This is a genomic window from Micromonospora sp. ANENR4 (genome assembly GCF_015354395.1).
In the GTDB taxonomy this organism is placed as follows: domain Bacteria; phylum Actinomycetota; class Actinomycetes; order Mycobacteriales; family Micromonosporaceae; genus Micromonospora; species Micromonospora aurantiaca.
The window spans coordinates 256,420-281,473 of the sequence record NZ_JADKYQ010000006.1 but is presented as its reverse complement, the minus strand read 5'-3'; the positions used below and the strand labels follow the sequence as shown (position 1 = coordinate 281,473).

Annotated in this window: 20 protein-coding genes; 8 read left to right on the top strand and 12 right to left on the bottom strand. The window is 72.7% G+C overall.

What is annotated here, in order from left to right:
* Positions 1 to 3: 3 nt before the first annotated feature.
* Together IRY44_RS12980 and IRY44_RS12975 are read right to left on the bottom strand one after the other, a co-directional pair.
* Positions 4 to 921: a tetratricopeptide repeat protein gene (locus tag IRY44_RS12980; RefSeq protein ID WP_194800638.1), complete on the bottom strand. Its 918-nt coding sequence runs from the start codon at positions 919 to 921 to the stop codon at positions 4 to 6.
* A gap of 201 nt (positions 922 to 1,122) precedes the next feature.
* On the bottom strand, positions 1,123 to 2,811 hold the full coding sequence (locus IRY44_RS12975) for a methylmalonyl-CoA mutase (RefSeq protein WP_194800637.1): 1,689 nt from the start codon (positions 2,809 to 2,811) through the stop codon (positions 1,123 to 1,125).
* Between the two features lie 317 nt (positions 2,812 to 3,128).
* On the opposite strand from IRY44_RS12975, the gene IRY44_RS12970 reads away from it, so the two are divergent.
* Entirely contained in the window at positions 3,129 to 3,509 is a 381-nt protein-coding gene (locus IRY44_RS12970) for a hypothetical protein (protein WP_194800636.1), read from the top strand.
* 3 nt (positions 3,510 to 3,512) lie between these two features.
* On the opposite strand, the gene IRY44_RS12965 is transcribed toward IRY44_RS12970, so the two are convergent.
* A complete protein-coding gene (locus tag IRY44_RS12965) occupies positions 3,513 to 5,156 on the bottom strand; it encodes a PucR family transcriptional regulator ligand-binding domain-containing protein (RefSeq protein ID WP_194800635.1) in 1,644 nt (547 codons plus the stop codon).
* A 108-nt stretch (positions 5,157 to 5,264) separates the two neighbouring features.
* On the opposite strand from IRY44_RS12965, the gene IRY44_RS12960 reads away from it, so the two are divergent.
* From IRY44_RS12960 to IRY44_RS12940, 5 genes are all read left to right on the top strand, one after another.
* Positions 5,265 to 6,797 carry a CoA-acylating methylmalonate-semialdehyde dehydrogenase gene (locus IRY44_RS12960; protein WP_370584923.1) on the top strand — a complete coding sequence of 511 codons (1,533 nt, stop codon included), beginning with the start codon at positions 5,265 to 5,267 and terminating at the stop codon, positions 6,795 to 6,797.
* 20 nt (positions 6,798 to 6,817) lie between these two features.
* On the top strand, positions 6,818 to 8,146 hold the full coding sequence (locus IRY44_RS12955; RefSeq protein WP_194800634.1) for an aspartate aminotransferase family protein: 1,329 nt from the start codon (positions 6,818 to 6,820) through the stop codon (positions 8,144 to 8,146).
* Positions 8,147 to 8,262: 116 nt separating this feature from the next.
* Entirely contained in the window at positions 8,263 to 9,393 is a 1,131-nt protein-coding gene (locus IRY44_RS12950) for a thiamine pyrophosphate-dependent dehydrogenase E1 component subunit alpha (protein ID WP_194800633.1), read from the top strand.
* A 28-nt stretch (positions 9,394 to 9,421) separates the two neighbouring features.
* Complete coding sequence (locus IRY44_RS12945) at positions 9,422 to 10,390, top strand: alpha-ketoacid dehydrogenase subunit beta (RefSeq protein ID WP_228531967.1); 969 nt, start codon at positions 9,422 to 9,424, stop codon at positions 10,388 to 10,390.
* 14 nt (positions 10,391 to 10,404) lie between these two features.
* A complete protein-coding gene (locus IRY44_RS12940) occupies positions 10,405 to 11,688 on the top strand; it encodes a dihydrolipoamide acetyltransferase family protein (protein WP_194800632.1) in 1,284 nt (427 codons plus the stop codon).
* 73 nt (positions 11,689 to 11,761) lie between these two features.
* Here IRY44_RS12940 and IRY44_RS12935 read toward each other — a convergent pair whose 3' ends face one another.
* From IRY44_RS12935 to IRY44_RS12895, 9 genes are read right to left on the bottom strand one after another with little or no spacing between them, the layout of a single operon-like run.
* Positions 11,762 to 14,062, bottom strand: a complete 2,301-nt coding sequence (locus IRY44_RS12935) for an arylsulfatase (protein ID WP_194800631.1) — start codon at positions 14,060 to 14,062, stop codon at positions 11,762 to 11,764.
* A gap of 8 nt (positions 14,063 to 14,070) precedes the next feature.
* Positions 14,071 to 14,826, bottom strand: a complete 756-nt coding sequence (locus IRY44_RS12930; protein WP_194800630.1) for an SDR family NAD(P)-dependent oxidoreductase — start codon at positions 14,824 to 14,826, stop codon at positions 14,071 to 14,073.
* Positions 14,823 to 15,647, bottom strand: coding sequence for an ATP-binding cassette domain-containing protein (locus IRY44_RS12925; RefSeq protein WP_194800629.1), 825 nt, complete (start codon positions 15,645 to 15,647; stop codon positions 14,823 to 14,825). Before IRY44_RS12925 ends, IRY44_RS12930 begins: the two co-directional genes overlap by 4 nt.
* Positions 15,644 to 16,630: an ABC transporter ATP-binding protein gene (locus IRY44_RS12920; RefSeq protein WP_252450490.1), complete on the bottom strand. Its 987-nt coding sequence runs from the start codon at positions 16,628 to 16,630 to the stop codon at positions 15,644 to 15,646. The genes IRY44_RS12925 and IRY44_RS12920 overlap by 4 nt, the downstream gene beginning before the upstream one ends.
* A 5-nt stretch (positions 16,631 to 16,635) precedes the next feature.
* Complete coding sequence (locus IRY44_RS12915) at positions 16,636 to 17,520, bottom strand: ABC transporter permease (protein WP_013288207.1); 885 nt, start codon at positions 17,518 to 17,520, stop codon at positions 16,636 to 16,638.
* A complete protein-coding gene (locus IRY44_RS12910; protein WP_194800627.1) occupies positions 17,517 to 18,461 on the bottom strand; it encodes an ABC transporter permease in 945 nt (314 codons plus the stop codon). Before IRY44_RS12910 ends, IRY44_RS12915 begins: the two co-directional genes overlap by 4 nt.
* A gap of 22 nt (positions 18,462 to 18,483) precedes the next feature.
* Positions 18,484 to 19,926: an aldehyde dehydrogenase family protein gene (locus IRY44_RS12905; protein ID WP_194800626.1), complete on the bottom strand. Its 1,443-nt coding sequence runs from the start codon at positions 19,924 to 19,926 to the stop codon at positions 18,484 to 18,486.
* On the bottom strand, positions 19,923 to 21,167 hold the full coding sequence (locus IRY44_RS12900; RefSeq protein WP_194800625.1) for a M20 family metallopeptidase: 1,245 nt from the start codon (positions 21,165 to 21,167) through the stop codon (positions 19,923 to 19,925). The genes IRY44_RS12905 and IRY44_RS12900 overlap by 4 nt, the downstream gene beginning before the upstream one ends.
* Positions 21,168 to 21,178: 11 nt before the next feature.
* Complete coding sequence (locus IRY44_RS12895) at positions 21,179 to 22,705, bottom strand: PLP-dependent aminotransferase family protein (RefSeq protein WP_194800624.1); 1,527 nt, start codon at positions 22,703 to 22,705, stop codon at positions 21,179 to 21,181.
* Between the two features lie 185 nt (positions 22,706 to 22,890).
* Here IRY44_RS12895 and IRY44_RS12890 point away from each other — a divergent pair, with 185 nt between their 5' ends.
* Together IRY44_RS12890 and IRY44_RS12885 are read left to right on the top strand one after the other, a co-directional pair.
* A complete protein-coding gene (locus IRY44_RS12890; RefSeq protein ID WP_194800623.1) occupies positions 22,891 to 23,979 on the top strand; it encodes a 3-isopropylmalate dehydrogenase in 1,089 nt (362 codons plus the stop codon).
* Positions 23,980 to 23,986: 7 nt separating this feature from the next.
* Positions 23,987 to 24,946, top strand: a complete 960-nt coding sequence (locus IRY44_RS12885; protein ID WP_194800622.1) for a formylglycine-generating enzyme family protein — start codon at positions 23,987 to 23,989, stop codon at positions 24,944 to 24,946.
* Positions 24,947 to 25,054: the final 108 nt, after the last annotated feature.

Genomic DNA, 25,054 nt, shown 5'->3' with positions numbered 1-25,054 from the left:
GACTCAGAACAGCGCGCTGGCCAGGGCGCGTCGGGCGGAGGCCACGGCGGGGTCGTCCGGGCCGGCGATGGTGAACAGGCCGAGCAGGTGCTGGCGTACCCGGTCCCGGTCGTCCCCGGCGGTGCGCCTGACCAGGCCGACCAGCCGCTTGTACGCCTCGTCGGCGAGGCCGCTGAGCACCTCGATGTCGGCGGCCAGCAACTGGGCGTCCACGTCGTCGGGGGCGGCCGCAGCGGCGTCCAGCGCGCCCTGCGGGTCGGCGCCGGCCACCCGGCGGGCCAGCCCGACCTGCGCCAGGCCCGCCTCCGCCGCCGCGTCCGCCGGCGACTCGGCCAGGATCTTCCGGTACGCCGCCTCGGCCGCGTCGAGGTCACCGCTCATCAGCGCGTCGTCGGCGGCGTCGAGGCGCGGGTCCTCCGGTTCGGCGACTGTGACGCCACCGGCCTTGAGTACGGCCTGGAGCCACTGTCGCAACTGCGACTCCGGCACCGGGCCGGGGAAGGCGTCGATCGGGCGGCCACCGACGATGGCGTACGTGGTGGGCAGCGTCTGGAGCTGGAACATCTGCGCGAGCCGCGGCTGCTGCTGCACGTCGACCCGGGCCAGCAGCCACGCTCCGCCGCCCTCGGCGGCCAGCTTCTCCAGCACCGGGGCGAACTGGTCGCTCTCCGGGTAGCCGGCGGCACCGAAGAAGACCACCACCGGTGTGGTGAGCGAGCGTTCGAGCACCTCGGACTGGATGTTCGCCTCGGTCACGTCGATCACGGCGGCGGAGCCTGCGGGGCTGCCCGGCAGCCCGGTCGGCCCAGCGCCCTGGGACGGTGTGGCGGAGGAGGTGTCGGCCGGTGCGGGGGTGCGCAGCGCGCTGAGGTCGACCGCGCCGCGGGTGAAGATCGACGAGGTGATCCGTGGGTCGCTCATGGTTGTCTAGTCTCGCACGTACCCCGGGGATCTCCGACCACCCGCAACGCCCACGTCGCCACTCTCACCCCTGCTCAACCCCCGCGCCGCCCCCTCACCCCCACCTCCCCGCGATCTTGCACTTTCCGCCCCGGCAAATGCGACGAACTGCCACACGCGGAGGGCTCGAACTGCAAGATCGCGGGGGCGGGGGTGGGTGGGTCAGAAGCGGGCGGGTTCGCGGTAGACGCCCCACTCGGCGCGGAGTGCGTCGCAGATCTCGCCGAGGGTGGCCTCCGCGCGGACCGCGTCGAGCATGGCGGGGATCATGTTCTCGCCGGTCCGCGCCACCTCGACCATCCGCGCCACGGCGGCGGTGACGGCGGCGTCGTCGCGGGCCGACTTGCGCTCGGTGAGCACCCGGCGCTGCTCCAGCTCCACCTCGTGCGAGATGCGCAGGATCTCCAGGTCCTTGGCGACGGTGCCGGTGTGGCAGTTGACGCCGACGATCTTCTTGTCGCCCTTCTCCAGCGCCTGCTGGTAGACGAACGCCGACTCGGCGATGTGCCCGGTGAACCAGCCGTCCTCGATGCCGCGCAGGATGCCCGAGGTCATCGGGCCGATGGTGTGCGGGCCCTCGCCGCCGAGCTGCTTGATCCGGGCGAAGATCTCCTCCGCCTCGGCCTCGATCCGGTCGGTGAGCGCCTCGACGTACCAGGAACCGCCGAGCGGGTCGGCCACGTTCGTCACCCCGGTCTCCTCCATCAGCACCTGCTGGGTACGCAGGGCGATCTCGGCCGACTCGTCGGTGGGCAGGGCGAGCGTCTCGTCGAGCGCGTTCGTGTGCAGCGAGTTGGTGCCGCCGAGCACCGCGGCCAGGGCCTCCACGGCGGTACGGACCACGTTGTTCACCGGCTGCTGCGCGGTCAGCGACACCCCGGCGGTCTGCGTGTGGAACCGCAGCCACTGCGCCTTCTCGCTGGTGGCGCCGTACACGTCACGCAGCCAGCGGGCCCAGATCCGGCGGGCGGCGCGGAACTTGGCGATCTCCTCGAAGAAGTCCACATGGGAGTCGAAGAAGAAGCTCAGGCCGGGGGCGAACGTGTTCACGTCCAGCCCGCGCGACAGGCCCAGCTCGACGTACCCGAACCCGTCGGCCAGCGTGTACGCCAGCTCCTGCGCGGCGGTCGAGCCGGCCTCGCGGATGTGGTAGCCGGAGACGGACAGCGGCTTGTAGCGGGGGATCTCCCGGGCGCAGTACTCCATCAGGTCGCCGATGAGGCGCAGGTGCGGCTCGGGGTCGAACAGCCACTCCTTCTGCGCGATGTACTCCTTGAAGATGTCCGTCTGGAGCGTCCCGTCCAGCGTGGACAGGTCGGCGCCCTGCCGCTCGGCGGCGACCAGGTACATGCAGAAGACCGGCACGGCCGGGCCGGAGATGGTCATCGAGGTGGTCACGCCGGCCAGGTCGATGCCGTCGAACAGCACCTCCATGTCGGCGGCCGAGTCCACAGCGACGCCACAGTGGCCGACCTCGCCGAGGGACTGCGGGTCGTCCGAGTCGCGGCCCATCAGCGTCGGCATGTCGAAGGCGACGGAGAGACCGCCGCCGCCGGCACCGAGGATCATCTTGTAGCGCTCGTTGGTCTGCCGGGCGTTGCCGAAGCCGGCGAACTGCCTGATGGTCCAGGTCCGCCCGCGGTAGCCGGTCGGGTACAGACCCCTGGTGTACGGGAACTCGCCCGGCCAGCCGATCCGCTCGAACCCGGGGTACGGGGTGTCCTCCGGCGGGCCGTACACCGGTTCGACCGGCATTCCGGACAGCGTGGTGAAGTCCGCGTCGCGCTTGCGGGCGGCGTCGTAGCGGGCCTGCCAGCGGGCCCGACCGGCGGCGATCTCGTCAGCGTCCATGCGCGGAGCTCCTTCTCAAGTCGTCGTCCCGAGTCCGAGTGTAGAGCGAGATCCTGAACGATCCTTAAGGGCTCGCGTACCGGCCGGTAACCCCGCCACGGCCCCGCCGGGACGACCCATCACCGTCGATCCGCAGGTCAGGGCACTGTCTCACGTGGCGGACGACTGCCCGGCGCAGCCTCCCGGGGACCGGGTTCCCGTGCCAGACTCCGGCCGTGGGCAATCGAATCGCGACCCGGCTGATTACCTAGGCGGCGTACGCCTCCGCGTGCGTCGCCGGCCAAGCGATCCTGTCGGCTCGTCCTAGTGAGGCCCCCGTGAGCGTGTCCGCATCCACCCCCGCAACCGTCGACAATCCCCGGCCCGCCCCCGGCCGCCCGTACGACGAGCCCGCCGCCGAGCACGGCACGCCGAGCACGATGGTGATCCACCTCGGCGTCGGCCACTCCACCACCGGCCTGCTCAAGGTGCTGTCCGTGCTGCACTCCCGCCGGGTCGCCGTCTCACACGTCCAGTACGTGCAGTGCCCCGACCGGTCCGCGGTGATGATCGTGGAGTGCTCCCCCGCCACGGCGCCGATGGAGACGGTCCGCAAGAGCGTCGCGAACGCCGTACCTGTGGTCAGCGTCAGCGTGCACAGCGCGCCGGCCCGCGACGGCGTCCGGCGCCTGCGGTCGGGCCGCGGCACCCACAGATGACCGTCAGCCGGTGGGCTCCGGGCCACCGGCGCGCATGACGTCCCGGGCGGTGAGCGCCACGTGCAGCGACAGGCGCCGTTCGCTCGAGTCCAGGTCGACGCCGAGCACCCGCTCGATCAGCTCCAGCCGCTGGTAGAGCGCCGACCGCGACAGCGACATCGCGTCCGCCGCGCGCCGCTTGTTGCGCCCCTCCACCAGGTACGCCTCCAGCAGCGCGACGTGGTTCGTGCCGTGGCGCTGGTCGTACGAGAGCAGCGGGCCCAGCTCGCGCTCCACGAACGTCTGCAGGCGCACGTCGTCGCGCAGCAGGTACAGCAGGCCCCGGAGGCGGACGTCGTGCAGCCGGTAGAACGGGCGCGGTTCGGCGGTGTGCACTGTCGCGTCGGCCACCTGCGCCGCCTCGGCGAGTGAGCGCCGGGCCAGGTCGAGCGTCCGGACCACCGACCCGGCGGCGACCACCACGTCCGAGCCGGCCCGGTGGCCCGCCCGGGTGAGCGCGGCGGACAGGCCGCCCAGCGCCGCCTCGTCGGAGCCGGTCTCGTCGAGCGCGACGAGGAGGGTGACTCCGGTGCCGCCGGCCGCCTCGTCCACGTCGCCGGCGAGCGCGGCGAGCCCGCACTCGCGTACCGCCGTCTCCACCGCGTCGAGCAGTTCCCGCCGGCGCGCGTTCGCCTCGCCGCCGGTGCCCGGGGCCGGCCGGCGCCGCCGGACCACGACGCCGAACAGCCGGCGCTGGTCCAGGACGACACCGAGCCCGCGCGCCCGCAGCGCCACGTCCCGGGTTGGCGCGGAGTGGGTGACGATGCTCAGCAGCAGGCTGCTGCGCGCCTGCCGCTCGACCGACGACGAGTCCCGGGCGACGAGCTGGTTCAGCGCGATGGTGGACGCGGCGCGTTCCAGCAGCACCCGGGTCCGGGGCGGTGGCTCCTGGTCGCAGAGCAGCACGAGCCGCCCCCACCGGTTGCCGCGCGCCTCGACGCTCGTCACCAGCCAACCCGAGCGCGGCTCGTAGCCGGTGCCGGACGGCACCTCGACCGCACGCGAGCGGGTCTCCCAGCGGTCGAGCAGTTCCTCGGCGGTGAGCGGGCCGGTCTCGTACGCCAGCACCTGGTGGGCGAGGTTCTCCAGCACCGCGGGCCGCCGGGACAGGCGGGTGACCTCGCGGAGCACCTGGCGGGGCTCGGCGCCCTCCACCGACAGCTCGGTGAAGATGCGGTGGATCTCGTCCTTCGCGAGCAGATCCGCCGTCTGTTCCTCGACGATCACCGAGTGGACGACCTCGGTCACGGCCACGAACCGCATCTCGCGCCGCAGGGCGATCAGGGGCAGGTTCCGGCTGCGGGCGTGCTCGACCAGCCCGGCCGGCAGCGTGCCGCCGAACCGGCGGCCCAGCTCGACCACCACGCCCGCCACGCCGACGGCCGCGAGGCCGTCGATCCACCGGCGCAGCCCGTCGTCGTCGGGGGGCAGGCCGATGCCCGTGGTCAGGACCAGCTCGCCACCGCGGAGCAGGTCGGCGATCTCGGGGATCTCGGCGACGTGCACCCAGCGCACCGGCGCGTCCAGCCGGTCCCGGCCCGCCAGGACGCGCGGCCCGGCCTGCTGCAGAGCCGGCAGTTCCAGCACGTCACGGACGGTCATCGGCATCGGAGCGCCTCCCCCCTTCCCTCCGGCGCACAGTATGTGCGCTTCCCGCGGACGGGAACGACACAGTGCCCATTGCCCGGACCTGGGGAAGCGCAGATGATCCCGGGCATGACCCAGACAGCACCCGGCACCGCGCCCGCTCCCGTCCCGCTGGAGCGGGTGACCCACTGGATCGACGGCAAGCCGTTCGCCGGAGTCACCGAGCGTACGGCCCCAGTCTACGATCCGGCGCTGGGCGCGGTCCGGACCGAGGTGCCGCTGGCCTCGGTCGACGAGGTGGACCAGGCCGTCGCGTCCGCCGCCGCCGCATTCGCCTCCTGGCGGACCTCGTCGCTGACCAAGCGCACCCAGGTGCTGTTCGCGTTCCGGGAACTGGTCAACCAGCACAAGCAGGAGCTGGCCGAGCTGATCACGGCCGAGCACGGCAAGGTCGTCTCGGACGCCCTCGGCGAGGTCACCCGCGGCCTGGAGGTCGTCGAGTTCGCCTGCGGCATCCCGCACCTGCTCAAGGGCGGCTACTCCGAGGGCGTGTCCACGAACGTGGACGTCTACTCGATCCGGCAGCCGGTCGGCGTCTGCGCCGTCATCTCCCCCTTCAACTTCCCGGTGATGGTCCCGATGTGGTTCGTGCCCATCGCCATCGCGGCCGGCAACACCGTCGTGCTCAAGCCCAGCGAGAAGGACCCGTCCGCGTCGCTGCTCGTGGCCCGGCTCTGGGAGCAGGCAGGGCTGCCCGCCGGCGTGTTCAACGTCGTGCACGGCGACAAGGTCGCGGTGGACCGGCTGCTGGAGCACCCCGAGGTCAAGGCGGTGTCGTTCGTCGGCTCCACGCCGATCGCCCGGTACGTGTACGAGACCGGCACCCGCAACGGCAAGCGCGTCCAGGCCCTCGGCGGCGCCAAGAACCACATGGTGGTGCTGCCGGACGCCGACCTCGACCTGGCCGCCGACGCGGCGGTCAACGCCGGCTTCGGTTCGGCCGGCGAGCGGTGCATGGCGATCTCCGCCCTGGTGGTCGTCGAGCCCGTCGCCGACGACCTGGTGGCCCGGATCCGGGAGCGGATCGCCACGCTGAAGGTCGGTGACGGGCGGCGCTCCTGCGACATGGGTCCGCTGGTCACCAAGGAGCACCGCGACCGCGTCGCGTCGTACCTCGACGCCGGTGCCGAGGCCGGTGCCGAGCTGGTGGTGGACGGCCGCGAGGTGCAGGTCGACGGCGACGAGTCCGGGTTCTGGCTCGGGCCGAGCCTGCTGGACCGGGTGTCGCCGGAGATGAGCGTCTACACCGACGAGATCTTCGGGCCGGTGCTGTCGGTGGTGCGCGTCGGCAGCTACGACGAGGCGCTCGCGCTGGTGAACGCCAACCGGTACGGCAACGGCACGGCGATCTTCACGAACGACGGCGGCGCGGCCCGCCGCTTCCAGAACGAGGTCGAGGTCGGCATGGTCGGCGTCAACGTGCCGATCCCGGTGCCGATGGCCTACTACTCCTTCGGCGGCTGGAAGGACAGCCTCTTCGGCGACTCGCACGCCCACGGCGCCGAGGGCGTGCACTTCTTCACCCGCGGCAAGGTCGTCACGTCCCGGTGGCTCGACCCCAGCCACGGCGGCATCAACCTCGGCTTCCCCGAGAACGTCTGAGCAGCGGAGAGAGAACGCCGATGAGCAGCAGCGCACGCACCTACGAGCTCGACCGCGCGCACGTCTTCCACTCCTGGTCCGCCCAGTCGCTGCTCGACCCGATGGTGGTCGAGCGCGCCGAGGGGTCGTACTTCTGGGACGGCGACGGGAACCGCTACCTGGACTTCTCGTCGCAGCTCGTCAACACCAACATCGGCCACCAGCACCCGGTGGTGGTCGCGGCGATCCAGGAGCAGGCGGCCCGTCTGTGCACGATCGCGCCCTCGTACGCCAACGACGTTCGCGGCGAGGCGGCCCGGCTGATCACCGAACTGACCCCGGCGGGGCTCGACAAGGTGTTCTTCACCAACGGCGGCGCGGACGCGATCGAGCACGCCGTCCGGATGGCCCGGCTGCACACCGGCCGGCCGAAGGTGCTGTCGCAGTACCGCAGCTACCACGGCGGCACCCAGACGGCGGTGAACCTCACCGGCGATCCGCGCCGCTGGCCCAGCGACAACGGCACCGCCGGGGTGGTGCACTTCTTCGGCCCGTTCCTGTACCGGTCGGAGTTCGGCGCCACGACCGAGGAGGAGGAGTGCGCGCTCGCGCTGCGCCACCTCGAACGCGTCGTGGAGATGGAGGGCCCGTCCACCATCGCCGCGATCGTGCTGGAGACGGTGCCGGGCACCGCCGGCATCATGCCGCCGCCGCCGGGCTTCCTCGCGGGCGTACGGGAGCTGTGCGACAGGCACGGCATCCTCTACATCGCCGACGAGGTGATGGCGGGCTTCGGGCGTACCGGCGCCTGGTTCGCGCTGGACCACTACGGCGTGACGCCCGACCTGATCACCTTCGCCAAGGGCGTGAACTCCGGTTACGTCCCGCTCGGCGGTGTGGTGATCGCCGACCACGTGGCCGACACGTTCGCCACCCGCGCCTACCCCGGCGGCCTGACCTACTCCGGTCACCCGCTGGCCACCGCCGCCGCCGTCGCGACCATCAACGTGATGCGCGACGAGCGGATCGTCGAGAACGCCGCCACGATCGGCGCCGACGTGCTGGGCCCGGGGCTGCGCGAACTGGCCGACCGGCACCCGAGCGTCGGTGACGTCCGCGGGCTCGGCGTGTTCTGGGCGCTGGAACTGGTACGCGACCGCGAGACGAAGGAGCCGCTGGCGCCGTACGGGGCGTCGTCGCCGGAGATGAACGAGGTGCTGGCCGCGTGCAAGCGGGGCGGCCTCGTCGCGTTCGCGAACTTCAACCGGATCCACGTGGTGCCGCCGTGCACCGTGTCGGAGACGGAGGCCAAGGCGGGCCTGGCGATCCTCGACGAGGCGCTGACACTCGCCGACCGCCACACGGTCTGAGGCACTGCCCACCACCGCCCGCCGGGTCCACCCCGGCGGGCGGTCCCGTATCCGAGATCCGCGAGACGGCCGGCGACCCCGGTGACGCGGAGACCGACGCACCCAGAAGGTGACGAATGACTACCGTAGATCTCGCCGACCCACCGGTAACCAACCCCTTCGCCGGCACCACCGGCCTTCCGCGTACGTCCGAGGGCTGGACCCAGCTCGTCACCTCGGACGGGCGCCTGCACCCCGAGGTCGACGCCGACCGTGACGCCCTCGGCCGCCTCACCCGCGACCTGTACCGGGGGATGCGGCTCGCCCGCCGCCTCGACGACGAGGCGTTCGCGTTGCAGCGACAGGGCGAGCTGGGCCTGTGGCTGCAGTGCCGCGGCCAGGAGGCCGCCCAGGTCGGTTCGGTCGCGGCGGTACGCGCCGACGACTACGTCTTCCCGAGCTACCGGGAGCACGCCGCGGCCCTGTGGCGCGGCATCGGCCCGGCCGACCTGCTGCGCCAGTGGCGCGGCGTCGCGCACAGCGGCTGGGATCCGGAGCCGTACTCGTTCCACATCTACACGCTGGTCCTGGCCGCCCAGCTGCTGCACGCCACCGGCTACGCCCTCGGGGTGCAGCGCGACGGCAGCGACACGGTCGTCGTGACGTACTTCGGTGACGGCGCCGCCAGCGAGGGCGACGCGAGCGAGGCGATGAACATCGCCGCCGTCAACGCCGCCCCGATGGTGTTCTTCTGCCAGAACAACCAGTGGGCCATCTCCACCCCGACGGCGTCGCAGACGCGTACCCCGATCCACCGGCGCGGCGCCGGGTTCGGCCTGCGCAGCGAGTGGGTCGACGGCAACGACGTGCTGGCGGTGTACGCGGTGACGTCGGCGGTGACCGCGCACGCCCGGTCCGGCGCCGGCCCCGCGATCGTCGAGGCCACCACGTACCGGATGGGCGGGCACAGCACGTCGGACGACCCGACCCGGTACCGCACCGACGACGAGCTGGCGGCCTGGCGGGCGCGGGATCCGCTGGCCCGGGTGGAGGCGCTGATGCGTGCCGAGGGCTGGAGCGACGAGGCGTTCCTCGGCGAGATCCAGGCCGAGGCGGACGAACTCGCCGACCGGACCCGCCGGGAGTGTCTGGCCCTGACGGCGCCGGACCTCGCGGACGCCTTCGCCACGGTGCTGGCCGACGTGCCCCAGCTCCTGCGGGAGGAGCGCGAGGCGTTCGTCGCCTACCGCGCCTCCTTCCTCGACTGACGCCCGCCTGCGATCGGAGAACTCGTTCATGCTCACCCTCTGTCAGGCACTGAACTCCGGCCTGCGCCGCGCAATGGAGGACGACGACAAGGTCCTCCTGATGGGCGAGGACGTCGGCCGGCTCGGCGGCGTGTTCCGGGTCACCGACGGTCTCCAGAAGGACTTCGGTGAGGCCCGGGTGGTGGACACCACCCTCGCCGAATCCGGGATCGTCGGCACCGCCATCGGGCTGGCGCTGCGCGGGTACCGCCCGGTCTGCGAGATCCAGTTCGACGGCTTCGTCTACCCCGCGTTCAACCAGATCGTCTCCCAGCTCGCCAAGATGCGGGCCCGCACCGGCGGCCGTACCGCCCTGCCGGTGGTGATCCGGATCCCGGTGGGTGGCGGAATCGGTGCGGTGGAGCACCACAGCGAGTCGAACGAGGCGTACTTCGCGCACACCGCCGGGCTGCGGGTCGTCTACTGCGCCAGCCCGGACGACGCGCACTGGATGATCCGCCAGGCCGTCGCCGGTGACGACCCGGTCATCTTCTACGAGCCGAAGCGCCGCTACTGGGTCAAGGGCGAGGTGACCCCCGCCGGGCCGCCGCTGCCGCTGGACCGCGCCCGGACCGTGCGGCCGGGCACCGACGTGACGCTGCTGACTTACGGCGGCACCGTCGCCACCTGCGTCGCCGCCGCGGAGGCCGCGGCGCAGGAGGGCCGCGACATCGAGGTGATCGACCTGCGGTCCATCTCCCCGCTGGACGTGGCGACCATCGAGGAGTCGGTGCGCCGCACCGGCCGGGCGGTGGTGGTCCACGAGGCCCCCACGTTCGCCGGGTTCGGTGCCGAGGTCGTCGCGCAGGTGACGAGCCGGTGCTTCTACTCGCTGGAGGCGCCGGTCGAGCGGGTCGGCGGCTTCAACCTGCCGTACCCACCGGCCAAGGTCGAGGAGGAGTACCTGCCCGACCTGGACCGGATCCTCGACGCCGTCGACCGCGTCCTGGCCGCGTGAAGGGAGAGGTACCCGTGACCGTTCAGCAGTTCCGTCTGCCCGATGTCGGCGAGGGCCTCACCGAGGCCGAGATCGTCACCTGGCGGGTCGCCCCCGGCGATCCGGTCGGCCTCAACGACGTCATCGTGGACATCGAGACCGCCAAGGCCGTGGTCGAGCTGCCCAGCCCGTACGCCGGTGTGGTGGACCGCCTGCTGGCCGAGGAGGGGCAGACAGTCGAGGTCGGCGCGCCGATCATCGCGATCCGGGTGCCGGGTGACGGCCCGGCGGCGCCGTCCGCCGACGAACCGCCGACCGGCGACGAACCGGCCGCCGAGGAACCGGCGGCGGAACGCACCGCGGTGCTCGTCGGCTACGGGGTGTCGGCCCAGGCGCGGACCCGCCGGCCGCGTCGCGGGCCGTCCGTCCGCCCGGCCGAGCCGACCCGCCCGGCGCACACGTCCCGGCCGCCGGTGCTCACCAAGCCGCCGCTGCGCAAGCTCGCCAAGGACCTCGGCGTGGCGCTGGCCGACGTGCGCGGCACCGGCCCCGGCGGCCGGATCACCCGCCAGGACCTGCTCGACCACACCACCGGCCCGGCACCCGTGGCCGACCAGCGGCGGGACGTGCGCCTGCCCGTGCGCGGGGTCCGCAAGGCGACCGCCGCCGCGATGGTCGCCAGCGCGTTCACCGCGCCGCACGTCACCGAGTTCCTCACCGTCGACATGACCGGCACCGTCGAGTTCGTGGACCGGCTGAAGCAGGACCCGGCGTTCCAGGGCGTGAAGGTCAGCCCGCTGCTCGTGGCGTCGCTCGCGGTGCTGGACGCCGTCCGCCGGTACCCGGACGTCAACGCCCGGTGGGACGAGGAGAACCAGGAGATCGTCCGGTTCGCCGACGTCAACCTGGGCGTCGCCGCCGCGACGCCGCGCGGCCTGCTCGTACCGAACGTAAAGGCCGCGCACAACCTGGGGGTACGGGATCTCGCGGCCGCCCTGAACGAGCTGGCGGCCACCGCGCGGGAGGGCCGCACCCGTCCCGCCGACCTGGCCGGCGGAACCATCACCATCACCAACATCGGTGTGTTCGGGGTGGACGCCGGCACCCCCATCCTCAACCCCGGTGAGGCGGCGATCCTCTGCCTCGGCGCGCTGCGCCGCATGCCGTGGGTCGTCGACGAGCAGGTCGTTCCCCGGTGGACGGTGCAGTTGTCGCTGTCGTTCGACCACCGGCTGGTGGACGGGGAACTGGGCAGCCGGGTGCTCGCCCACGTCGGCCGGTTCCTGGAAGACCCGCTGTGGGGCCTGGCCCTGCGCTGAGCCCCCGGTGGACGGACGGCGCGTGGCGGACAAGGAGGTCCGTCCACGCGCCGTCGCCGTACGCGGGCGCGCGTCAGTCCACCACTTCGAACCCCACGCCGACGGACGGACGCGGCGCGACACCGCCCGCCGGTGCGATGGGCTCACCCACCTCCTCGGACGCGGCGAGGCGGAACCGCACGTACTCCAGCTCGCCGGAGAACTCGTGCCGGGCCGGGTAGCTCGGCGACACCGGCGAGTGGATGCTGCGCCCGACGTCCATGCCGGCGAAGCCGTGGAAGAACGGCAGCAACTGCGGGAACAGCGCCTCGCCCGCCGCCTCGCCGTCCACGTAGAGGCGGCCGGTGCCCTGGCAGTCGGCCGTCTTCGTCAGCTCGAAGGTCAGCTCCACCGGACCCAGCGGCAACTCGCCCTCGGACCGCAGCACGTAACGGGTGCCGAGGTGGTTGTACTCGTACACCAGGTGGTTGTCCTTGATGTGCAGCACGTACCCGCCGCTGACGTTGCCGAGCACCACGATCACGCCGCCCTGGGCGGCGTCGGTGCGATGCACCCGCGCCGTGATGACGTGCGAGCGGTTCATCGTCGGCGGCACCGCCGCGCCGGAGATCGTCGGTACGCCGGCGAGGTAGGTGAAGTCCAGCCGGTCCCGCACCGAGCCGGGGCGCGGCACCCGGGCCCGGATCGCGAATCCCCTGTCGTCGAGCGGCAGCACGTCGTAGCGGGCCGCCTCGATCCAGAACTCCTCGATGAGGCGCCGCAGCACCTCCGGATGCTCGGCGGCCAGGTCGCGGCTCTCGGTCGGGTCCTCGTCGATCCGGTACAGCTCCCAGCGGTCCTCGTCCCAGGAGGTGCCCCGCTCGTGGAACGCGACAGCCTTCCAGCCCTGGTGGTAGATGCCGCGGTGGCCGAACATCTCGAAGTACTGGCGGTCGCGCGACGGCGGCGCCGCCGGGTCGCGCAGCCCGTCGCGGAAGCTGCGGCCGTGCAGCGGCATCTGCGGGATGCCCCGGCGCACGGCGGGCGGCCGCACCCCGACGAGGTCCAGCACCGTCGCGGTGACGTCGATGCTGTGCTGGAACTGCGTCCGCACCTCCCCGCCGGGTACGTCACCGGCCGGCCAGCTCAGCACGAACGGCACTCGGACTCCGCCCTCGTGGGTGTGCTGCTTGTAGCGGCGGAACGGGGTGTTGCTGACCTGCGCCCAGCCCAGCGGATAGTTGCTCTGCGCCCGCGGGCCGCCGATCTCGTCGATCCGGTCCAGGCTGTCCTGGAGGTTCTCCGGCACCCAGTTCTGGAAGGCCGTCGGGTTGAGCGTGCCGAGCGGCGTGCCCTCGGGGCTCGCGCCGTTGTCCGACATGACCACGAAGATCGTGTCGTCCAACCGGCCGATCCGTTCCAGGAAGTCGACCAGGTGCCCGAGCTGGGCGTCGGTGTGGTCGACCATCGCCGCGTACGCCTCCTGCATGCGGGCGAACAGGCGCCGCTGCTCCGGCGGCACGTCGTCCCACGGCACGACGCCGGGGTTGTGCGGTGGCAGCGGCGCTTCCGGCGGGATGATGCCGAGCCCGATCTGCCGCCGGTGCCGGTCCGCGCGGACGACGTCCCAGCCGGCGTCGTAGCGGCCCCGGTACTTCGCCAGGTACTCCGGCGGGGCCTGGTGCGGGGCGTGCGCCGCGGCGTACGCCAGGTAGAGGAAGAACGGCTTCTCCGGGGTGAACGAGGTCTGGTCCCGGACGAACCCGATGGCCCGGTCGGTCAGGTCCTCGGTGAGGTGGTAGCCCTCCTCCGGCGTGGCCGGCGGGTCCACCTGGTGGTTGTCGTACACCAGCTCCGGATAGAAGTTGTCGGTCTCGGCCTCCAGGAAGCCGTAGTACCGCTCGAAGCCGCGTCCCAGCGGCCACTGGTCGTACGGGCCGGACGGCGTGGTCTGCTCCAGCGGCGCGACGTGCCACTTGCCGACCGCCATCGTGTTGAACCCGGCGTCGGCGAGCATCTCCGCGACTGTGGCCGCGGCGTGGGTGATCCGCCCCCGCCCGCTCGGGAAGCCGCTGTCGAAGTTGGACAGCATGCGCATGCCGACGCTGTGGTGGTTGCGCCCGGTGAGCACGCTGGCCCGGGTCGGCGAGCACAGCGGCGAGGTGTGGAAGTTGGTGTACCGCAGCCCGGAGGCGGCCAGGCGGTCGATCGTCGGGGTGTCGATCTCGGCGCCGAAGCAGCCGAAGTCGGCGAACCCGACGTCGTCCAGCAGCACGTACACCACGTTCGGCGTACCCGCGGCGGCCGACGGCGGCGCGCTCCAGTGCTCCGTCGACTCGCCGTAGGTGCGTCCGATGGTCCCCTCGTACGGAGGGTCCGCCAGAGGTCCGGTCACGGTACGCCTCAGCCGGCCGTCGTGCCGCCGTCGAGGACGAGCGTGTGGCCCGTGATCATGCGCGCCTCGTCGCTGGCGAGGAACACCACCGCGTCGGCGGAGTCGCGCGGCGTCGCCATGCGGCCCAGCGGGATCGACGCCCGGAAGTTCTCCCGCGCGCTGTCCGGCACGTCACCCATGCCGCCCAGGAACGCCGACAGCATCGGCGTCTCGGTCGCCGCCGGGGCGATCGCGTTGACCCGGACGCCGTGCGGCGCCAGCTCCAGCGCCAGCGCCTTCATCAGGCCGATGACGCCGTGCTTGGCGGCGGTGTACGGCGCGTACCGGGGACGGGCTATGACGGCCTGCAGCGACGCGGTGAACACGATCGTGCCGCCACCGGCCTCGATCAGCGCGGGCGCGGCGGCCTGCGCGGTCCAGAACGCACCCTTGAGGTTCACGTCGACCACGCGGTCCAGCGTCGCCTCGTCCACCTCGTCGAGCGGGCCGGTGAACGGCGTACCGGCGTTCGCGTGCATGAGGTCGAGCCGGCCGAACCGCTCGACGGCGGTCTCGACGGCGGCGCGGCAGTCGGCGGCCCGGGTGACGTCGCAGGCCACGCCGACCACGGCGGACCCGAAGCCGGCGGCGGCCTCGGCGGCGCGGTCGCCGTCGAGGTCGGCGATGACGACGCGCGCGCCCTCCTCGACGAGCCGGCCGACGGTGGCCAGTCCGATGCCGCTGGCGCCTCCGGTGACGACGGCGACGCGGTCAACCAACCTCATGTGCTGCTCCTGTTGAATCGGTCCAGGAGGTCGCCGCTCAGGGTGGGCACCGCGGACAGCAGCCTCTGGGTGTAGGGGTGCCGGGGGTCGGAGTAGATCGATTCGGTGTCACCCGTCTCGACGATCCGGCCCTGGTTCATCACCGCGATCCGGTCGCAGAGGTACCGGACGACGGACAGGTCGTGGGAGACCAGGATCAGGGTCAGCTTGAACTGCTCGGCCAGGTCGGTGAGCAGGTTGAGGATCTGCGCGCGGACCGAGACGTCGAGCGCGCTGACCGGCTCGTCGCCGACGATGACCTTCGGCCCGGCCGCGAGGGCACGGGCGATGGCGATGCGCTGCCGCTGGCCGCCGGAGAACTGGTGCGGGTAGCGGGTCACCGCCTCCTCGGGCAGACCCACCGAGTGCATCAGCTCGGCGACGCGGGCCCGGTGGTCGCCGGGCAGGCGCAGCGCGCGCATCGGCTCCGCGATGATGTCCGCGACGCGCATGCGCGGGTTCAGCGACGACATCGGGTCCTGCAGCACCATCTGCACGTCGCGGCGCAGGAACCCGAGCCGCCGCTCCGGTACGCCGCTGATCCGCTGCCCGTTGTAGTACGCGGTGCCGGAGGTCGGCTGGTCGAGTGCCATGAGGATGCGCGACAGCGTGGACTTGCCGGAGCCGCTCTCCCCCACGATGCCGAACGCCTCGCCCTCGTGGACCTGCACGCTCACGCCGTCGAGCGCGCGGATCGGCCGGCCCGGCGTACGCAGCGACCGCCGCGGGGCGCGGTACTCGCGCACCACGTCGACGGCTTCCAGCAACGGGGTGGTGGTCATGCGCTGGCCTTCCCGCTTCCTAGGGGCTGGTCGCTCTCGATCGGGTGGTGGCAGGCCGCCCGCTGGGTGCTGCCGGGCGGCGCCGTCAGCAGCGGCACCGTGCCGCAGACGTCGTCGGCGCGCGGGCAGCGGTTGCGGTAGACGCAGCCGGTGGGGAACGAACCGAGCGACGGGACGCGGCCCGGGATCGTCGACAGCCGGCCGCTTCCGTCGGTGCTCTCCAGCACCGTGGACGCCCGCAGGCCCGCCGTGTACGGGTGCCGGGGCGAGTCGAACACCGTCGCCACGTCGCCGTGCTCGACGATCGAGCCGCCGTACATGACGAGCAGTTCCTCGCAGATGCTGGCGACGACCGGCAGGTCGTGCGTGATGAGCAGCAGCGACGCACCCTCCTCGCGCACCAGCGTGTCCATCAGCCGCAGCATCTCCGCCTGCACCGTGACGTCCAGCGCGGTGGTGGGCTCGTCCGCGACCAGCACGGCCGGGTCGCACGCCAGCGCGATGGCGAGCACGACGCGCTGGCGCTGGCCACCGGAGAGCTGGTGCGGGTACTTGCGCGCGGTCCGGTCGGGCTCGGGGAGCTGGACCCGTTCGAGCAGTTCGACGGCCCGGGCCGAGGCCGCGGCGCGGCTCATCCCCTTGTGCAGCCGCAGCGACTCGGCGACCTGGTTGCCGACCCGCATCAGCGGGTTCAGCGCCGTCATCGGCTCCTGGAACACCATGGCGATGTCGTTGCCGCGGACCGCGCACATCTCCTTGTCGGAGAGGTCGAGCAGGTTCCGGCCGTTCAGCAGCACCCGGCCGGACGCGGTCACGCCGTGGGGCAGCAGGCCCATCAGCGCGAGCGCGGTCAGGGACTTGCCGCAGCCGGACTCGCCGATGAGCCCCATCCGGCGGCCCCGCCCGATCTCGAACGAGACGCCCTTGACGGCCTGGATGTCGTGGACCTTGACGACGAGGTCCTCCACCACGAGCCCGCTCACGCCGCTCACCGTCCTCTCAGCCGCGGGTCGAGGGCGTCGCGTAGCCCGTCGCCCATGAGGTTGAAACCGAGCACCGACAGGGCGATGGCCAGACCGGGCCAGACGGCGAGCATCGGCTGCACGACGAAGTAGTTCTGGGCCTCCTGGAGCATCCGGCCCCAGGTGGGGGTCGGTGGCGGGGTGCCGTACCCGAGGTACGACAGCGCCGCCTCGGCGAGCACCGCGTGCGCGAACGACACCGACGCCTGCACGATGAGCAGTGCCGCGATGTTCGGCAGCACGTACCGGACCATGAGCACCACGCCCCGGCGGCCGTAGCTGCGCGCGGCCAGCACGAAGTCGCTCTGCAGCACCTGCATCGCGCCGGCCCGGGTGAGGCGGCCGAACACCGGCACGTTGGCGACGCCGATGGCGATCATGCCGGTGAGGGTGGAGGCGCCGAAGCCGGCGGCCAGGATGATCGCCAGCAGGATGGCCGGGAAGGCGAACACGATGTCCAGCGCCCGCATCACCGGCTCGCTGAGCCAGCGGTGCCCGGTGGCGGCGAGCAGACCCAGGGGTACGCCGACGGCGGCGGCGATCGCGACGGCGACGACACCGACGAACAGTGTGGTCCGCGCGCCGACGAGGAGCTGGCTGACGATGTCCCGGCCGAAGTGGTCGGTGCCGAGCCAGTGGTCCCCGCCCGGGGAGAGCAGCGTCTGCGACGGGTCGACCCGGGTGGGGTCGTACGGCGTCCAGAGGAACGACACGAGCGCGGTGAGGACGACCAGGCCCACCAGGCCGGCGCCGATCACCAGCGTGAGGTTCCAGCGGCGGCGCGGCTTGACGGGGCCGGCCGCGACGACGTCGGCGGTGGCGTCCGGTGGGGCGTCGGCGACCGATGTCATGCCTTGCTCCTCAGCCTGGGGTCGACCGCGTGGTACACCACGTCGACGACGAAGTTGATCAGAAGCACCGCGGCGGTCAGCACCATCACGGTGCCCTGCACCTTCAGCAGGTCGCGGTTGCCCACGTCCTGGAGCAGCATCCGGCCGAGACCGGGCAGGCCGAAGACGTTCTCGATCACGACGGTGCCGATGAGCAGCGTCGCGAGTTGCAGGCCGAGGACGGTGATGACCGGGATGGCCGCGTTGCGCAGCGCGTGCCGGGTCAGCGCCTGCGAGCGGCTGAGGCCCTTGGCGCGCGCGGTCTGGATGAAGTCCTCCTGCATGACCTCGACCACCGCGGACCGGACGTAGCGCATCAGGATCGCGCCCTGGGCCACGCCGAGGACGAGCGCCGGCATCAGCAGGGCCTGCACGGCGCCGCCGACGTCGTCCCATCCGGTGAACCCGCCGGCGGGCAGCCACTGCAACTTCACCGCGAACACGGTGATGAGCAGGATGCCCAGCCAGAACGACGGAACGGCGATGCCGACCTGGCTCAGCGCCGACAGCGCCGTCCCGATCGCGGTGCGGCTCTTCACCGCGGCGAGGATGCCCAGCGGGACGGCGATGAGCAGCGCCAGCGTCATCCCGGCCAGGATCAGCGGCACCGTCACGCCGAGCTTGTCGGCGATCTCCGAGCCCACCGACACCCCGCTGAGCGGCGAGATGCCGAAGTCACCGCGGATCAGGCCGCCGGCCCAGTCGAGGTACCGCTCGGTGAACGGCCGGTTCGTCCCGAACTGCTCCCGCAGCGCCTCCAGCGCCTCCGGCGTGGCGTTGACTCCGAGCATCGCCTGCGCCTGGTCGCCCGGCAGCAGCGACAGCATCGTGAAGACGAGGATCGACGCGGCGAACAGGGATACCGCAAGGATGGCCAGCCGCCGGACGAAGTAGATCACCATGCGTGTGTGCTCCCACTCCGAGTCATGGCCTGATCATCACCATCTTGGTCACGGTCAGCTCCTCCATGGCGAAGCGCGGTCCCTCCCGGCCGATGCCGGAGTCCTTGACGCCGCCGTACGGCATGTTGTCGGCGCGGAAGCCGGGCACCTCGTTGACCAGCACACCGCCGACGTCGAGCCGGCGCACGACGTCCAGGGCCACCGCCAGGTCACGGGTGAAGACGGCAGCCTGGAGCCCGTACCGGGACCGGTTCACCAGCTCGACCGCCGCGTCCATGTCGGGCACCGACCGGACGCAGACCACCGGGCCGAAGATCTCCTCCGCCCAGCACTCGGCGTCCTCGGGGACGTCGACGAGCACGGTCGGCTGCAGCACCCGGCCCTGCGCCGTACCGCCGGCCAGGCAGCGCGCCCCGGCGGCGACCGCGCGGTCCACCCACGAGTGGACCCGCTCGGTGGACGCCTCGTCCACCAGGGCGGACACACGGGTGTCGGCGGACCGGGGGTCACCGGTGGTGACCGTCGCCAGCAGCGGCTGGAGGCGTTCCAGCAACGCCTCGCGGACCGGCTCCTCGACGATCACCCGCTGCACGCTGATGCACGCCTGACCGGAGGCGTAGAACCCGCCGCGTACCACCGCTTCGGCCGCCCGGTCGAGGTCGGCGTCGCGGCCGACGACGAGCGCCGCGTTGGACCCGAGTTCCAGCAGCACCTTGCGCGGGGCCGCGGCGCGGGCGATCTGGTGGCCGACCTGCGCCGACCCGGTGAACGACACGGCTGCGACGCCGGGGTGCGTGGTCAGGAGCTTGCCGACCTCGACGCCACCGGTGACGAGCTGGACGCCCGCCGCCGGGCAGCCCGCCCGCCGGAACAGGTCGACGAGCACCAGCGTGGCCAGCGGCGTGTTCGGCGCCGGCTTGACGATCACCGGGCAGCCCGCCGCTACCGACGGCGCGACCTTGTGGGCGGCCAGGAGCAGGGGGTAGTTGAATCCGGTGATGCCGACGACGACACCGACCGGGCGGCGTACCCAGAAGCCGAGCATGCCCTCGCCGGCCGGCTGCATGTCCAGCGCCACCGTCTCGCCGGTCAGGTGCCCGACCTCCTCGGCGGCCGTCTCCAGCGTGACAAGCGTGCGGGCGACCTCGACCCGGCAGTCGACCAGCGGCTTGCCGGTCTCCAGGACCAGCAGTTCGGCCAGCGAGTCGGCGCGGGCGCGCACCTCGGCGGCGACTGCCGTCAGGATCGCGCGCCGCCGGTGACCGGGCAGCCCGGCCATCTCCGCGGCGACCCCCTGCGCGGCCTCGACAGCCGCCTCCGCGTCGGCGATGTCGCCCCACGGCGCCTGGGTCACTGTGCTGCCGTCGTACGGGAAGCGCACCGGCGCGGTCTGCGCGGTGCTGGTCCAGCCCGCGCCGATCGGCAGGCCGGCGGGCAGCGCGGTCAGCAGCTCCTGCGCGGTCACGACGCCGCACCCGTCCGGGCGCCGGTGGCACCGGTGAGGAAGGCCAGCGCCGCCTCGGCGTACACCTTCGTCTTGCGGACGATGTCGTCGACCTCGACGTACTCGTCGGGCTGGTGGGCGATCCACTTCGGACCGGGGCCGTACACCACGTTCGGGATGCCGCTGTCGCGCCACAGGATGGTGCCGTCGGTCGCGCCGGGCACGCCGCCGAAGACGGGCTCGGCACCGGTGACGGTGCGGTGCGCGTCGGCCACGGCGAGCGAGATCGGGTGGTCCTCCGGTGTCACCGCGCACGGCCGGTCGTCGACGACCTCGACGGCGAAGGTGACGCCGTGCCGGGCGCCGATGGCGTCGGCGTCGGAGCGCACCCGCGCGGCGAGGGCGGCGTGGTCGACACCGGGTACGGTCCGGCAGTCCACGCCGAGGACGGCGCGACCGGGGATGACGTTGAGCTGATCGGCGGAGCCGGCGTCCAGGACCGTGGGGGTCAGGTACGTCGGGCCGAGGTGCACGTGCTCACCCGGGTCGGCCTGCAGTTCCTTCTGGTACCGGCCGAGCGCGGCGACCAGCTCGGCCACCGCGGGGACCGGGTTGCGGCCGTGCTGCGGCATCGCGCCGTGCGCCATCTTGCCGGTGCAGGTGACAAGCAGCCGGACGGCGCCCTTGGCGACCGCGCAGATCTCCTCCGCCTCCGGCTCACAGATGATCGCGGCGTCCACCTCGCGGGCCAGCGCGGTGGTGGTGAAGTGCTTCGCCCCGAGCATCTGGCCCTCCTCGTCCACCAGGGCCGCCACCACGATCCGGCCCGGGAACGGCCCGGCCAGCTCGACGGCCCGGGCCGCGTGGATCATCGCGGCGACACCGGCCTTCATGTCGGCGGAGCCGCGACCGTACAGGCGGCCGTCGACGATGTCACCGCCGAACGGGTCGACCGTCCACTCCTCGGGAGCGCCCTCGGTGACGACGTCGGTGTGCCCCTCGAACATCAGCGTCGGGCCGGGCAGGCCACCGTCCACCACGGCGACGACGTTGGGGCGCCCGGGGACGACCTCGGTGACCTCCGGCCGCCAGCCGAAGCCCCGCATGACCCGCGCGACGAGGTCCGCCGCGGGCTGCTCGCTTCGCCCCTGCGCGGCGTCCCAGGTCGAGGGGATGCGGACCAGGTCCTGGGTCAGCGACACGACGGCTTGCTCGTCCACGAGATGGCCGGCGCGGAGGGAGGCGTGGGTGTCCGACGTCATGGCGTCGGAGGTTACGAACTCCGCCCCCGGAGGGGAACGTCCAGTTTCCGGGTCGGTGGGGGTACCAGTCGCGGCCGGACCTGGTCTTCTACCGCCTCGACGACCCGTCGCACCCCCTCGTCGATCCGGTCCAGCGGCATCACCTGGTACCCCAGGCGCAGGTGGTGACGCGGTGCCGGCCGGGCAGCCCAGTACGGCGCGCCCGGGTCCAGCAGCACGCCCTGCCGGCGCAGTTCGCGGGCCAGTTCACCGGCGTCCAGCCCCGGCGGGCCGGTGATCCACCGGGCCAGTCCACCGCGCGGCACCGGCTGCGGTCCCCAGCGCACATGCCGCTCGACCGCCCGCACCATCTCCTCGTACAGCCCCAGGTAGTGGGCGCGGACGCGGCGCACGTGGCGGGCCAGGTCGCGGCTGGCGATCATCTGCGCGAGGGCGCGTTGCATCGGGCCGGGCGGGTGACGCAGCACGTAGCGGGAACGGGCCCGCATGGCGTCCACGAGCGCCGGGGACGCCACCACGTAACCGAGCCGCAGGCCCGGCGCCAGCAGCTTGCTGAAGCTGCCGAGGTAGACCACGCGGTCCTCGTCGTCGAGCGCCCGCACCGCCACCGCGGGCATCCCCCGGAACGTCATCTCCGGGTCGTAGTCGTCCTCGATCACGACCGTGTCCGCCGCCCCGGCCCGGCGCAGCAGCTCCTCCCGCCGGGACGCCGACATGGTCGCGCCGGTCGGGTACTGGTGGCTCGGCGTGACGTACACGAGCTGGGCGCCGTGCAGGTCGGCCGGCAGGTCCTCCACGACCAGGCCGTCCTCGTCGACCCGGCCGGGCACCACGTCGGCGCCGGCCATCTGCATGATCGTCCGGGCGTCCGGGTAGCCGGGGTCCTCGACGAGCACCACGCTGCCCGGCCGGACGAGGACGCTCGCCAGCAGGTGCAGCGCGTGCGTCGAACCCAGCGTGATCATCACCTGGTCCGGGTGGGCGGAGATGCCGCGCGCGGGCAGCACGTGCTCGCAGAGCTGACGCACCAGCTCCGGGTCGTCGGCCTGGCCGGCGTCCCCGATGACCCGGGACAGCCCGTCCTGCCGCAGCGCCTCACGCTGCGCCCGCTCCCACGCGCCGATCGGGAACATGGACGGGTCGGGCTGGCCGACCACGAACGGGAACGGCGCCCGCGACCAGGCCGGATCCCGGTGTACCGGCGTGGGCGGCGGTTCCGGCAGCCGCGCCGCCCAGTCGATCGGCTGCATCGGCGAGCGGGCGGTCCGCCGCGCGGCCCGCATCCGCACCACCGCGTCGGAGGAGACGTAGAGACCGCGCCGCGGAACGGTCACGATCAGACCCTGCTCCATGAGCCGGTCGTACGCGGTCAGCACCGTGTTCCGGGAGACGCCGAGCGCCTCGGCCAGGCGGCGCGTGCTCGGCAGCGGGCCGTCGTCGTACTGCCCGGCGAGGATGGCGTCCTCGAGCCCGGTGATGATCTGTTCGTAGAGCGGAACCGTGCTCTGCGGGTTGACCGGCAGCAGGAAATCCGCCACCTCGACCTCCCACTTCCGCGGGGGCCTCGCCTCGTCCCGTCGTCGTACGCCCTGCACACGCCCTGTGCGTCCCGCTGGTACCAGCCTAGCCGGAGACCTGGACCTGTTGCGGAGGGCCCGTTCCCGCCACGCTTGGCCGGGCGATGGCAGGTGACGGTCTCCTGCACGCGGACAGGGGTGGACTCATGAGCGCCCAGCGAATCGCGCTGGTGCCCGGCGACGGCATCGGACCGGAGGTCACCGCACAGGCGGTCAAGGCGTGCGACGCCGCCGCCCGACGGTTCGGGATCGACCTGGTCTGGGAGGACTACGAACTCGGCGCGGACTACTGGCGGATAACCGGCCAGGTCGTACCGCCGGACGTGGAGCAGGAACTGGCCAAGGCGGACGCCATTCTCTTCGGCGCCGTCGGCGACCCGTCGGTGCCGCCCGGCGTGCTCGAACGCGGCCTGGTGATCCACCTGCGGACCGCGTTCGACCAGTACGTGAACCTGCGGCCGGTCAAGCTGCTGCCCGGGGTGCCCACGCCCATCGGCGGCCTGCGCCCCGAGCAGTGCGACCTGGTGATCCTGCGGGAGAACACCGAGGGCGCGTACGTCGGCGCCGGCGGCTTCATCCACCGGGGCGGGCCGGACGAGATCGCCACCCAGGAGTCGGTGAACACCCGCAAGGGGGTCGAACGCCTCATCCGGCACGGTTTCCGGCTGGCCCTGACCCGCCGCAAGCACGTGACCCTGGTGCACAAGGCGAACATCCTCACGTACGCCGGCGACCTGTGGCAGCGGACCTTCGAGGAGGTCGCCGCGGAGTACCCGGACATCGCTGTGGACTACGTACACGTCGACGCGATGTGCCTCTACCTGGTGACGCAGCCGGAGCGGTTCGACGTCGTGGTCACCGACAACCTGTTCGGCGACATCATCACCGACCTGGGCGCCGCCGTGCAGGGCGGTCTCGGTCTGGCCGCCAGCGGCAACCTCAACCCGACCGGGTCGGCGCCGAGCATGTTCGAGCCGGTGCACGGCTCCGCGCCGGACATCGCCGGCCGCGGCTGGGCCAACCCCGCCGGGTCGATCCTCAGCGCCGCGCTGATGCTGGAGCACCTGGGTCACCCGGAGGCGGCCCGCAGCCTGGAGGACGGCGTGAAGGCGGTGCTGCCGCGCCTGGGCGCCATGCGCGGGCCGGAGATGGGCATGTCGACCGAGGACTTCGGCGACGCGGTCGCCGCCGTCATCGGCGAGGGCGCGCACCAGGCGGACGCCCTGCCGGCGTGACACGGATGTGAGCACCGAACCGGTCGATCCGGGCGGCGGCGGGGGCACTCCCCCGCCGTCGCCGTGTTGCGCGCCGAGACGCCCGCCCGCCGCCGGCACCGGCGCCGCGGCGGGCGCGAGTGCCGTCCGCTCACCACACGGGGGTACGGACGACCTGATCGCACTGCCCGGCGGCACCTTCCTCATGGGCACCGACAACCCGGAGGGCTTCCCGGAGGATCTGGAGGGGCCGGTCCGCCCGGTGACCGTGGGCCCGTTCGCGATCGGCGCGACGCCGGTGACGAACCGGCAGTTCGCCCGCTTCGTCGACGCCACCGGCTACCGCACGGACGCGGAACGGTACAGCTGGTCGTTCGTCTTCCACCTGCTGCTGGCGCCGTCCGCGCACCGGTACGTGCTGGACGCCTCCGTGCCGCAGGCGCCGTGGTGGCTGGCCGTCGAGGGGGCGTACTGGGCCGCCCCGGACGGGCCCGGGTCGGACGTACGCGGGCGCGAGCGGCACCCGGTCGTCCACGTCTCGCACCGGGACGCCGAGGCGTACTGCCTGTGGTCCGGCACCCGGCTGGCGACCGAGGCGGAGTGGGAGTACGCGGCGCGCGGCGGCCTGTCGCAGGCCCGCTACGCCTGGGGTGACGAGCTGACCCCGGCCGGGCGGCACCGCTGCAACATCTGGCAAGGCGCCTTCCCCGCTGTCAACACCGCGGAAGACGGGTTCGCGGGCACCTCTCCGGTGACCGCGTTTCCGCCGAACGGCTACGGTCTGTACGACGTCGCGGGCAACGTTTGGGAACTCACGGCCGAACCCTGGCGCGACCACCGCGGCCGCATCTCACCAGGTGAGAGCGTCATCAGGGGTGGTTCGTACCTGTGCCACGACTCCTACTGCAACCGATACCGCGTGGCAGCACGGAGTCGGACCACCGTCGACTCGTCGACCGGCAACACCGGGTTCCGGGTGGCCCGGTAGCCGGACGCTGATTGGTACCTGCCGACCCCGCTGAACTGGCCCTTTTGCATCGGGTACCACGCTCATAGTGTCCCGCCTCACAGGCTACGAGCGCCCTTGGCGTTCTTC